This window comes from Archangium sp. (assembly GCF_045802675.1).
Lineage (GTDB): Bacteria > Myxococcota > Myxococcia > Myxococcales > Myxococcaceae > Archangium.
The window spans coordinates 148,982-159,862 of record NZ_JBJMQO010000109.1; the positions used below are offsets into that span (position 1 = coordinate 148,982).

Sequence of the window (10,881 nt, forward strand, 5' to 3'; positions counted from 1 at the left end):
TCCTCCCGTCCGCCTAGACGGACACCGCGAAGTCGCGCAGCGCCGCGTTGAGGCTCGTCTTCTTGTCGGTGCTCTCCTTGCGCTGCCCGATGATGAGCGCGCACGGCGTCATGTAGCGGCCCGCGGGGAACTGCTTCTCCTTCATGCCCGGAATCACCACGCTGCGCGCCGGCACCCGGCCCTTGTAGACCTTCTCCTCGGGGCCGGTGACGTCGATGATGGGCGTGGAGGCCGTGAGCACCACGTTGGCGCCCAGCACCGCCTCCTCCTCCACCACCACGCCCTCCACCACGATGCAGCGGCTGCCGATGAAGGCCCGGTCCTCGATGATGACGGGCGAGGCGGTGGGCGGCTCGAGCACCCCGCCCAGTCCCACGCCGCCGGACAGGTGCACGTCCCGGCCCACCTGGGCGCAGCTGCCCACGGTGGCCCACGTGTCCACCATCGTCCCCGCGCCCACGCGCGCGCCGATGTTCACGTAGCCGGGCATCACCACCGCACCGCGCTCCACGAAGGCGCCATAGCGCACCACGCCCGGAGGCACCACGCGCACGCCCGCCGCCTCCAGCCCCTTCTTGAGCGGAATCTTGTCGAAGAACTCGAAGGGCTCCACCTCCATCACCTTCATCTCCGAGAGGGCGAAGAACAGGAGGATGGCCTCCTTCACCCAGGCATTCACCTTCCAGCCCTCGGGGCCCTTCTCGGCCACGCGCAGCTCGCCCGCGTCCAGCAGCGCGAGCGTCTCGCGCACGGCGGCGGCATGGTCCGCTTCCTTCAGCTTCGTCCGGTCGGCGAACGCCGCGGACACCTTCTGCGACAGATTCTCGATGGGAGACATGGCCGCTCCTTCAAGCACGAAACCCCGCCTCGCGCACGTTCCTCATGCGGACGCGTGCGCCCCGGTCCCCATGGCCGTCGCCGGAGGCTCCGCCAGGGGGTGGACGGCGGTGACGATCTCCGTGCGCAGCCGGTCTCCCACGGGCTCCACCGCCGCGTGCGCCCGCCCCGACACGTACACGCCCCGGCCCGTCACCCGCTCCACGTGCGACAGGGGCACCGCCCACAGCTTGCGAGAGAAGCGCTGGCGCACGAAGAGCACCGTCTGGCCGATGCACGCCACCTTCCCCAGCACCGCCCCGTCCTGGTCGTGCACCTTCATCGCATGCTGAATCGAGCGCCGCTCGAAGGGGGACTCCATCCAACCCACTCCCATGGGCTCACCTCCACTGGCACAAGGTGAGTCCCGGGAGCGCCGCTGGGGAGCACGGGCGCCGGGAGACAGGCCCCCGGCCGCCCGCATGCCTGGGCGCTACGCTAAGAGGTGGCGGGAGCCGAGGGGCCGCCCACTACCTTGGACACCGCCTCGACGATCTGCTGCTCGGTGGGGAAGGCGAACGAGTCCTTTCGCACCACCTGCTGACCATCCACTTCCACGATGAAGCTGCCGGAGGGGCCTGCCTTCAACTCCGAGTCCAGATTCAGCGCCTGCTTCAGTGCGGCCGCCGCACGGGCGGCCCGAGGCCTGTAGCCTCAAGCATTGCAGAACGTGATGGTGATACGGGCGGCCATGAGGGGCCTCCTGGTTGAGAGGAGCGCGGTGTGCGTCCCTCCTTTGGGTGTAGCGACTGAAATAACGAACCGCGAGCGGCATGCAAGCGGACAGTCTCCCCTTCTCCTCCTCCCCAACAGGGAGGGTGCCAATCAGAGGCTCTTGATGTGGAAGGGCCCCTTCACCAGCTGCTGAGTCAGGGCCGCCTGAATGAAGCTCAGGATGGGCTGGAACAGCCCGACGGCGAAGGTGCGGCCACTTCCGCAGTGGTGGATGCCATAGAGGGTGCCGGTCTGCGCGTCGTAGAGCGGAGCGCCGCTCGAGCCCGAGATCGATTTGATCTGCTGGGCATTCGCATAGACGATCTGGTTGGTCTTGACGTCGAGCTCCTGCACCGAGACGGAGAGTTGTTTGGTGCTCGGTTTCGAGCCGTCCACGTTGTAGCCCCGAACGGTCAGCGCAGGCAGGGAGAGCTGCTGGGAGTCGAAGATGCCGCTCGCCTGCTTTAAAATCTTCGCCTCCAGGTTCTGGACCCGCGTGGGGAAGCCCCCCTGGTTCGGCATATGGGCCGAGTCGAGCCGGAGCACCGCGATGTCCCAGGGGCGCGTGGCCTTCTCGGCGTAGGCCGCCGGGTGCCAGGCGGCCGCGACGTTCAGCCCCGGAGAGGGAGCGCCGGAGAGTTCCCCGCCAGCGACGGCCCCACTGTCGGGAAGGAAATCCGGATAGAACAACGTGGTGATGGACCGCGTCCCCGTGAGACGGATCGACTCGTGCCCCTCCTCGACCTCGATGAGATTGTGGGCGCTGGTCAGCACATGGGTGGAGTCGATGAGGACTCCGGTGCCAATGCTCCAATTGCTGTTCGAGCCCCTGGGGGGCTCGTTCCAGCGGGTCAGCAAAACGCCAATCGTCTTCTGCATGGTTCTTCCCTCGTGGGTGCGCACATCCACGAGGGAGAAGACGGAGGGACGGGCTTGTGACGCTCGGGCGGCACCCGGAGCGGACCCCGCCTGCTCGCCCTCCGGAAAGGCCCGGCGGTTCCCACTCGTCGGAAGGAGGAACCGCCGGGGCGGGCGCGCGGCTCAGCGCAGGGCGCGGCGGGCGAAGAGGGCCAGCAGGGCGAGCGGCGCCACCACCGGCAGGTAGCGGCGGGCCCGCGTCTCCCAGGAGTCGACCCGGTCCCCGAGCATCATCAGGAGCCAGTGGCTCGGATAATGGTCCGGCAGCCCGTAGGCGGCCTTGCGGATGGTGCCGGAGAGCCCGCGCAGCGGGGTGGCCGTGCCGAAGACGGGCGGCATCGCCTTGTTGGGACGGCCGTGCATGGGTGACGCCGGTTCACCGGGCTGGCGTTCCGGTGGGAAGCGCGTGTTCGGCCACGGTTGGGGCTTGCGCTCCATCGGGACGCCGGGCCGGCGGGACGGGTCGAGGTCGACGCCCCAGTACTCCGGCCGCATCACGGGTTGGAGGGATTGGTACCCGGAGCGCTTCTGGACCTTCTCCGGGGTGGAGAGCTCTGGCGTATTGGGATTCATCGCGATTCCGTCCTAGTGAATGGTTCCGTTGGGGAAGAGCGCCACCTTGATGCAGCCGTCTCGCTTCTGGGCGAACGTGTGGTAGGCGTGCGGCGCCTGCTCCAGCGGCACCCGGTGGGTGAAGACCTTCGAGGGGCGGATGCGCCCGGCGCGCACGTGCTCGAGCAGGTGCGGCATGTAGCGCTTCACGCTGGCCTGGCCGGTGCGCATCGTCTGCGCCTTGTTCATGTACGTGCCGATGTCCACGGAGTTGAACGGAGGGCCATAGGCGCCAATGAGCGAGATGACGCCGCCCTTGCGCGTCGCGTGGATGGCGAAGTTGATCGCCTGCGGCGAACCGGCCTCCAACTTCCCGTAGATGCCCATGGCGCGATGCATCGGGCCGCCCGCCGCCTCGCAGCCAACCGCGTCAATGGTGGCATCCGCCCCACGGCCCTCGGTCATCCCCTTCACCGTGGTGACGAGATCGAGCTCCTTGAAGTTGAGCGTCTCGACACCGAACCAGTTCCGGGCGAACTCGAGGCGGTAGTCTTCCTTGTCCACGGCGATGACGCGGCCGGCGCCCATCGCCCAGGCCGACCACATCGCGAACAGGCCCACCGGGCCGCACCCGAGCACCACCACCGTCTCGCCGCCCTTGAGGTCGCACATCTCGGCGGCCTGGTAGCCGGTGGTGAACGCGTCCGTGATGGGCAGCGCGTCGAGGTCCTCGACGTCATCGGGAATCTTCTCGGCGTCCACGCCGATGAAGGGCACGCGGACGTACTCGGCCTGGCCGCCGTCGTAGCCCCCCATCGTGTGCGAGTAGCCGTAGATGCCCGTGCCCGCGTCGGTCGCCGGGTTGGTGTTCTCGCAGCACGAGGTTAAGCCGCGCGTGCAGAAGTAGCAGCCGCCACAGAAGATTTGAAACGGCAGCATCACCCGGTCGCCCTTCTTGATGCCCTGGGCGCCCGGGCCCACCTCCTCCACGATGCCCGTGAACTCGTGGCCGAACGTGAACCCGATGCGGGTGTCCGGCACTAGCCCATGCAGCAGGTGCAGGTCGGAGCCGCAGATGGCGGCGCTCGTCACGCGGACGATGCCGTCCTGGGGATGAAGGATCTTCGGCTCGGGCTTGTGGCGTACAGCGACTCGGAAAGGTCCGTCGTAGGTTAGTGCTCGCATACGGCGAGCTTGTGCACCCTCCCCCTCGGTGCCACCGCCATGAGCCAGGAGGCGGGGAACGGCACTCGCCCGGCGGTCTGGTGACGAGGGGGGCCGCCGAGGGCCAGCGCGTATTCGGACAGCAGTGGGCGGCCCCCGGGCACTGCGGGCGTGGCCCTGCTCGCACGCACGCCGCCCGGCCATGCGCGCGAGCCGTGGCGCTCAGGTGCTCGCCGTGTGCCTCGTCCCCTGCCCCACATCGAGGACGTCGGGGACGGAGCTGCGTATCAGCCCCCACACGCCAATGGCCGCGAGCAGGGCGATGTCCGCGAAGAGCATGGGGGCGAACACGGGCGCGCCGTAGATGAGCCTGTCTCTCAGCAGCTCGCCCGGGTGGTGCAGGTCCGCGCGCAGGTGCAGCGCGAAGCCGAGCACCCCCACGGCCGCCTGCACCGCCATCACCCCCAAGGTGAGCCGCAGGAAGCCGCGCGCCGGCCTCAGCAGCGCCACCAGGAGGAAGCTGGTGCCGAAGGCGGCCGTCGCCACGGGTATCCACTCGGCCACGGAGAAGAAGCCATTCTGCGCGTGGTCCAGCAGGGACAGCCCGAGGTTGCCCACGTTGCCGCCCAGCGCGAGCAGCAGCACCCAGGGCGCCCACGCGGGGCCCACCGGATCCTCCATGCGGTTGAGCAGCACGAGCAGCCCCAGCCCCACGTACGCGAGCGGGGCGACGAAGGGCGCGGTGTAGACGAGGTCGTGTATCGACTGGCGCTCGAAGAAGGCGCTGTGCAGGTGCAGCACCATGCCGGCCACGCCCACGGCGATGGAGCCCAGCGCCACGGCCACGTCCACGACGCGGGTGCGCGCGCGCAGCCGCTCGGAGAAGAGCCCGGGCAGCAGCAGCAGCGGCGCCACGAGGGAGAAGACGATGGGCAGCCACTCCACGCGCCGGGCGAAGTCATTGGCCGCGTGCGCGAGCAGGATGTCCGCGGCGAGGAATGCCAGGTTGCCCACGGCGAACACGCGCGCCGCGAGGAAGGGCGTCACGGCGGCGAGCCGCTCCTGGAGCGTCATGGCTTGGTGGCCCCCGCCTTCGAGGGCCCGGAGGCGCCCTTGCCGCCCTTGGCACGCAGCTCCTCGGCCATGGTGTCCAGCTCGTTGCGCAGCCGCGCCAGCTCGTAGTTGCCATGCCATTGCACGAAGTCGGCGCCGCCCATGAAGGCCGCGTGCTTGGTGGTGCGGCCGAAGTAGTGCCAGAGGTCGAACTCGGCGAACTTGATGGGGTGGTCGAAGGGCTTGTTGTCGAGCAGCCCGTCCTTGCGCAGCGCGGCCGTCACGGCCTGCGCGGCCTGCACCTTCTCATTGGTGGCCTGCAGCACCCGCTCGGCGCTGGCGTAGAAGTTCTCCACCTGGGTGTGCGCGTGGCACTTGAGGCACACCTCCTTCATCTGCTGCTCGCCCGCGTTGCCCTCGGGGCGGCGCGTGGAGATGGGCGCGAAGAGGAACCAGCCCAGGCGCTCGCCCGGGTTGTGCGTCACCTTGAGGCCCTCCAGGCCGCTCATGTGGCAGGTGGAGCAGGTGGGCGCGGGCATGTCCCCCGTCGTCAGCCGCTTGGGGTCCGCGCTCAGGTTGAAGCTCCCTTGCTGCGCCGTGAAGATGACGCCGTGCTTGGACTCCTCGTAGATTTCGATCTGCGAGTGGTCCGGCCCCATGTGGCACTGGCCGCAGGTACGCGGCTCGCGCGCGAGCGCCACGGAGGTGGAGTGCCGGGCGTGGCACTGGGTGCAGCTGCCGAAGGAGCCGTCCGCGTTGGGCTTGCCGATGTTGTGGCACGCATCGCAGCCGCCCACCATCGCCGCCTCCCCCTCCATCACGCCCACGGGGTGCGCCGGGCGTTTGATCCACCCGGGATGGAAGCGCTCTCCGAATTCAATCTGCTCCGGCGAGAAGCCCTCCGTGCCCCGCACCGCCGCCCACGAGGGAGCCGCGTGCCGGCTGCGCGCGAACTGCTCGTACTCGGTGGCGTGGCACTGGGCGCAGTTCTTCGCGGTGAGCCCCTTGGCCAGCGTGAAGCCACGGTGGTCCATGGACTGCTGGCCCTCGGCGGGCTTGTGACAGTCCAGACAGGTGACGCCCTTCGCCGCGTGCCGGCTGCGCTCGAACTGGTGGACGATCGCCGACGTCTCCCGCGTGTGGCACTCGGCGCATTTGCCCGTGGCGCGCACGAGGTCGGCCGAAGGCTGCGCCGTCTCCACCGTCGGGCGCCGGGCGTTGATCAGCAGCGCGGCGACGACGATGGCCGTGCCCAGAAACACGGCGATGAACACCGACTTGAAACTCACGGAGGGCATGGAACTCCTGCGCACAGGATGGAGGCTCGCGGCTCGAACCACTCTTTCAAATGCCTCGATGCTGCCGCAGGTAAGGGGCCCCACCACTCCCGAAGACAGGGCGCTGCCCACCCGCTGACACACACGCGCGCCGGGGTGTCCGCGGCCCGACGACAGCACCAGGCACCCGGGCGACAGGGGCCCGCCGGGAGCCCGCTCGCCTGGAGGCGGAGCACCTCCGGGGGCTTCCATGGAAGGGAAGGTTGACGTCGGCGGCCTCGGGCGGCATGGAGCCCTCCATGTCTTCGCCCCGCCCGAACCTCGCCGCCGCCTACGACCCCGAGCGCTTCCGCCAGCTCGGGCACCAGTTGGTGGACCAGCTCGCCGACCACCTCGTCCGCACCACCCGCCGCGAGGGCCCCGTGCTGCCCTGGGCTCCGCCCGCCCTCAACGTCGAGCGCTTCCCCGCGGACTTCCCCGAGGAGCCCACGGGCGACTTCTCCGCCCTCCTCACGCGCGTCCTCGAGCACTCGCACCACCTGCACCACCCGCGCTACGTGGGCCACCAGGTGTCCGCGCCCCTGCCGCTCGCGGCCCTCTGTGACTTCGTCTCCTCGCTCCTCAACAACGGCATGGCCGTCTACGAGTTGGGGCCCGTCTCCACCGCCATGGAGCACAACGTGCTGCGCTGGATGGCCGGAGTGCTCGGCCTGCCCGAGGGCTCGGGCGGCGTGCTCACCTCGGGGGGCTCGGCCGGCAACCTCACCGCGCTGCTCGCCGCGCGCCAGGCGAAGGCCGGGCATGACGCGTGGAACGGGGGCGCCAGCGCCGGGCCTCCGCTCACCGTGCTCGTCCCCGAGTCCACCCACTACTCCGTCTCCCGCGCCGCCAAGGTGATGGGCTGGGGCGCCGGGGGCGTCACCTCCGTCCCCGTGGACGCGCGCCACCGGCTGCGCCCCGAGGCCCTGGAGGAGGCCCTCGCCTCGGCCAGGCGCGCGGGCCGCAAGCCCATCGCCGTGGTGGCCAGCGCGGGCTCCACCGCCACCGGCGCGTTCGACCCGCTCGACGCCGTGGCCGACTTCTGCGCGAAGCACGGCCTGTGGTTCCACGTGGATGGGGCCCACGGCGCCTCGGCCGCGCTCAGCCCCCGCTACCGCCACCAGGTGAAGGGCATTGAGCGCGCCGACTCGGTGGTGTGGGACGCGCACAAGGAGATGATGATGCCGGCGCTCGTCACCGCGGTGCTCTTCCGCGACGGCTCGCGCTCTTTCGAGGCCTTCGCCCAGGAGGCCTCCTACCTCTTCAACGGCCAGGGCTCGCGCCCCTGGAGCGACGTGGCGCTGCGCACCCTCGAGTGCACCAAGGAGATGATGGCGCTCAAGCTCTACGCCTGCCTCCACGTGCTGGGCACGAAGCTCTTCGCGGACGCCATCACCGACACCTTCGACCTGGCGCGCCGCTTCGCCGAGCGCCTCCAGTCCTCCGGGGACTTCGAGCTCGCCGTCCCGCCCGACTGCAACATCGTCTGCTTCCGGCACACGCCCCAGGGGGTGCCCGCCCCGGAGCTGGACGCACTCCAGGTGCGCCTGCGCGAGTCGCTCGTCACGAGCGGTGATTTCTACCTGGTACAGACGACGCTCGGCGGGCGCGTGTGGCTGCGCACCACCCTCGTCAACCCGCTCACCACCGACGCGGACCTCGAGGCCCTCCTGGAGGCCCTGCGCCGGGCGGCGTGAGGCCCCTCACCGGGAGTGACGTTCCCCCCGCCCCGGGTACTCCCACCAAGGAGTCGCGCGGCGAACGGAAATCGGGTAGAGCGCCGTTCCGCCATGCTCGTCTCCGTCGTCATCCCCGTCTATAACGAGATCTCCACCCTCGCCGAACTCCTCCGCCGCGTCGCCGCCGTGGACTTCCCCAAGGAGCTGGTCATCGTCGATGACTGCTCCCGCGACGGAAGCCGCGAGCTGCTCGAGCGCATGACCAACGAGGGCCTGTCCGTCATCGGCGGCACCCCGGTCAACCGCAACGAGCTGCGGATCATCTTCCAGGAGAAGAACCAGGGGAAGGGCGCCGCCCTGCGCCGCGCCTTCTCCGAGTCCACTGGCGACATCGTCATCGTCCAGGACGCCGACCTCGAGTACGACCCGCGCGAAATCCCCCGCGTCATCCAGCCCATCATGGATGGCGACGCGGACGTCGTCTTCGGCAGCCGCTTCATCGGCACGCCCCGGCGCGTCCTCTACTTCTGGCACTCGGTGATGAACCAGCTGCTCACCACCCTGTCCAACATGACGAGCAACCTCAACCTCACCGACATGGAGACCTGCTACAAGGCCTTCCGCGCCGAGGTCCTCCGCTCCGTCACCATCGAGGAGAACCGCTTCGGCATCGAGCCGGAAATCACCGCCAAGGTGGCCCGCGGCGGCTGGCGCGTCTTCGAGGTCCCCATCAGCTACCACGGGCGCACCTACGAAGAGGGCAAGAAGATTGGTTGGAAGGACGGCGTCCGGGCGCTCTACGCCATCGGCAAGTACTCGCTCAAGCGCTGAGCCCCCTGTCTGGCGCTCAACAGCCCAAGCAGCCTCCGGCCGCCCGCCCGTCCGGCGGCTGCTCCCCCACTCCCTGGTCCAGGTGCCCTTTGGAGTGCGGGTTCCTAGCTTCCGAGAGTGCTACCGCGATTCGTCCTCTACGGGTGTGCTGGCTGGGTGATGGAGGTGTGCTTCACCGGAATGAGCGCCGCGCTCCTGGAGCGCGATAGCCACGGCACCGCGAAGACGTACCTCTGGATGCACCCCATCTACGGCGCCACGGCGCTGGGCATGGAGCTGCTCCATGACCGGCTGCGCTTCCTGCCCCGCCCCCTGAGGGCGCTCGCCTACACCGCCGTCATCTTCGGCGCCGAGTTCGCCACCGGATGGTTGCTGCGCAAGGCGCTCGGCCGCTGCCCCTGGGACTACGAGGACAAGGGCTGGAGCGTGAAGGGGCTCATCCGCCTGGACTACGCCCCCTTCTGGTACGTCGCCGCCCTGCTCTTCGAGCCCGTGCGCGAGGGGCTCCTGCGCATCACCAGCGAGGCCCTGCGCACCACGCCCGAATACCGCCACGCCCTGGAAAATGGCGCCGTGGCCGAGCCGCTCCACCTGGCCCCTGTCTCCCAGGAGCAGGAGGCCGGGGAAGCGGCGGACACCTTCCTCCTCGCCGAGGAGAGAGAGCTCCACCCCATCCACTGAAAGGAGACAGGGAACCGAGCGCGCTGTGGGGAAAACCCCTCACCCCGGACCATCTCTCAGAGGGAGGAATGGGGCGCGGAGGGGAAGGACAGGGGGCGTCGTGGGCCGGACGCTCTCCGGCCGGGCCCTCGACTTGACAGTTGCCTTTTCTTCCTGCTGCGGGCCCAGCGTAGTAGGTTGGCGCGCACTCCCTGTCGTTTTCGGGAAATGACGCCGCACCTCTGAAAGTTTCCGCCCCCGTATGTTCGACTGGCTCCACACTCTTTTCTCGCGTGACCTCGCCATCGACCTGGGCACGGCCAATACGCTCATCTATGTCCGCGGACAGGGCATCGTGTCCAACGAGCCCTCCGTGGTGGCCGTCCAACAGGACGCGCGCGGCGGCAAGAAGGTGCTCGCCGTGGGCAAGGAGGCCAAGGAGATGCTCGGCCGCACGCCGGGCAACATCGTGGCCATCCGCCCCATGAAGGACGGCGTCATCGCCGACTTCGAGATCACCGCGGCGATGCTCCGCTACTTCATCCAGACGGCGCACAACCGCAAGTCGCTCGTCAGCCCGCGCATCGTCATCGGCATCCCCTCGGGCATCACCGAGGTGGAGCGCCGCGCGGTGCGCGAGGCGGCCGCCAACGCCGGTGCCCGCGAGGTCTACCTCATCGAGCAGCCCATGGCGGCGGCCATCGGCGCGGGCCTGCCCGTCACCGAGCCCAGCGGCCAGATGATTGTCGACTTCGGCGGCGGTACCTCCGACGTCGCGGTGATCAGCCTCGCCGGCATCGTTTGCACGAAGAGCGTGCGCATCGGCGGTGACAAAATGGATGAGGCGATCGTGCAGCATATCAAGCGCGGGTACAACCTGCTCATCGGCGAGCGCACGGCCGAGTTGATCAAGATGACCATCGGCAACGCCTACCCGAGCGACGAAGTGCTGACGATGGACATCAAGGGGCGCGATCTGGTCGCCGGCGTGCCGCGCACGTTGACCCTCAACTCCGACGAGGTCCGCGAAGCTCTCGCCGAGCCAGTCAACGCCATCGTGGAAGCGGTGAAGGGCACGCTCGAGCGCACACCCCCTGAGCTCGCCGGCGACATCGCCG

At 69.3% G+C, this 10,881-nt stretch carries 11 protein-coding genes and 1 pseudogene; 4 read left to right on the top strand and 8 right to left on the bottom strand.

Annotated features, from left to right (window positions below; genetic code table 11):
* Positions 1–13: 13 nt before the first annotated feature.
* The 8 genes and pseudogenes from ACJ8AN_RS31180 to ACJ8AN_RS31215 all read right to left on the bottom strand — a co-directional run bounded on the left by ACJ8AN_RS31180 (position 14) and on the right by ACJ8AN_RS31215 (position 6,575).
* A complete protein-coding gene (locus ACJ8AN_RS31180) occupies positions 14–838 on the bottom strand; it encodes a 2,3,4,5-tetrahydropyridine-2,6-dicarboxylate N-succinyltransferase (protein WP_407759172.1) in 825 nt (274 codons plus the stop codon).
* A 42-nt stretch (positions 839–880) separates the two neighbouring features.
* A complete protein-coding gene (locus ACJ8AN_RS31185; protein WP_407759173.1) occupies positions 881–1,213 on the bottom strand; it encodes a PRC-barrel domain containing protein in 333 nt (110 codons plus the stop codon).
* Between the two features lie 101 nt (positions 1,214–1,314).
* Positions 1,315–1,518: pseudogene (locus ACJ8AN_RS31190) on the bottom strand (hypothetical protein); the annotation flags it as partial.
* Positions 1,519–1,701: 183 nt separating this feature from the next.
* Positions 1,702–2,469: a trypsin-like serine peptidase gene (locus ACJ8AN_RS31195; RefSeq protein ID WP_407759174.1), complete on the bottom strand. Its 768-nt coding sequence runs from the start codon at positions 2,467–2,469 to the stop codon at positions 1,702–1,704.
* A gap of 162 nt (positions 2,470–2,631) precedes the next feature.
* Complete coding sequence (locus ACJ8AN_RS31200) at positions 2,632–3,081, bottom strand: hypothetical protein (protein ID WP_407759175.1); 450 nt, start codon at positions 3,079–3,081, stop codon at positions 2,632–2,634.
* A gap of 12 nt (positions 3,082–3,093) precedes the next feature.
* Complete coding sequence (locus tag ACJ8AN_RS31205) at positions 3,094–4,245, bottom strand: zinc-dependent alcohol dehydrogenase (RefSeq protein WP_407759176.1); 1,152 nt, start codon at positions 4,243–4,245, stop codon at positions 3,094–3,096.
* 201 nt (positions 4,246–4,446) lie between these two features.
* On the bottom strand, positions 4,447–5,298 hold the full coding sequence (locus tag ACJ8AN_RS31210; RefSeq protein WP_407759177.1) for a hypothetical protein: 852 nt from the start codon (positions 5,296–5,298) through the stop codon (positions 4,447–4,449).
* Complete coding sequence (locus ACJ8AN_RS31215; RefSeq protein ID WP_407759178.1) at positions 5,295–6,575, bottom strand: ammonia-forming cytochrome c nitrite reductase subunit c552; 1,281 nt, start codon at positions 6,573–6,575, stop codon at positions 5,295–5,297. Before ACJ8AN_RS31215 ends, ACJ8AN_RS31210 begins: the two co-directional genes overlap by 4 nt.
* A gap of 278 nt (positions 6,576–6,853) precedes the next feature.
* Here ACJ8AN_RS31215 and ACJ8AN_RS31220 point away from each other — a divergent pair, with 278 nt between their 5' ends.
* From ACJ8AN_RS31220 to ACJ8AN_RS31235, 4 genes are all read left to right on the top strand, one after another.
* A complete protein-coding gene (locus tag ACJ8AN_RS31220) occupies positions 6,854–8,290 on the top strand; it encodes a pyridoxal phosphate-dependent decarboxylase family protein (RefSeq protein ID WP_407759179.1) in 1,437 nt (478 codons plus the stop codon).
* 93 nt (positions 8,291–8,383) lie between these two features.
* Positions 8,384–9,103: a glycosyltransferase family 2 protein gene (locus ACJ8AN_RS31225; protein WP_407759180.1), complete on the top strand. Its 720-nt coding sequence runs from the start codon at positions 8,384–8,386 to the stop codon at positions 9,101–9,103.
* A 117-nt stretch (positions 9,104–9,220) separates the two neighbouring features.
* Entirely contained in the window at positions 9,221–9,784 is a 564-nt protein-coding gene (locus ACJ8AN_RS31230) for a putative ABC transporter permease (RefSeq protein ID WP_407759181.1), read from the top strand.
* 241 nt (positions 9,785–10,025) lie between these two features.
* Positions 10,026–10,881: rod shape-determining protein (locus ACJ8AN_RS31235; RefSeq protein WP_407759182.1), on the top strand; the 856-nt coding region annotated here is incomplete at its 3' end.

Excerpts from the sequence above, each read along its gene's own strand:
- ACJ8AN_RS31180 (WP_407759172.1), bottom strand. The coding sequence starts at position 838 with ATGTCTCCCATCGAGAATCTGTCGCAGAAGGTGTCCGCGGCGTTCGCC.
- ACJ8AN_RS31185 (WP_407759173.1), bottom strand. The coding sequence starts at position 1,213 with ATGGGAGTGGGTTGGATGGAGTCCCCCTTCGAGCGGCGCTCGATTCAG.
- ACJ8AN_RS31195 (WP_407759174.1), bottom strand. The coding sequence starts at position 2,469 with ATGCAGAAGACGATTGGCGTTTTGCTGACCCGCTGGAACGAGCCCCCC.
- ACJ8AN_RS31200 (WP_407759175.1), bottom strand. The coding sequence starts at position 3,081 with ATGAATCCCAATACGCCAGAGCTCTCCACCCCGGAGAAGGTCCAGAAG.
- ACJ8AN_RS31205 (WP_407759176.1), bottom strand. The coding sequence starts at position 4,245 with ATGCGAGCACTAACCTACGACGGACCTTTCCGAGTCGCTGTACGCCAC.
- ACJ8AN_RS31210 (WP_407759177.1), bottom strand. The coding sequence starts at position 5,298 with ATGACGCTCCAGGAGCGGCTCGCCGCCGTGACGCCCTTCCTCGCGGCG.
- ACJ8AN_RS31215 (WP_407759178.1), bottom strand. The coding sequence starts at position 6,575 with ATGCCCTCCGTGAGTTTCAAGTCGGTGTTCATCGCCGTGTTTCTGGGC.
- ACJ8AN_RS31220 (WP_407759179.1), top strand. The coding sequence starts at position 6,854 with ATGTCTTCGCCCCGCCCGAACCTCGCCGCCGCCTACGACCCCGAGCGC.
- ACJ8AN_RS31225 (WP_407759180.1), top strand. The coding sequence starts at position 8,384 with ATGCTCGTCTCCGTCGTCATCCCCGTCTATAACGAGATCTCCACCCTC.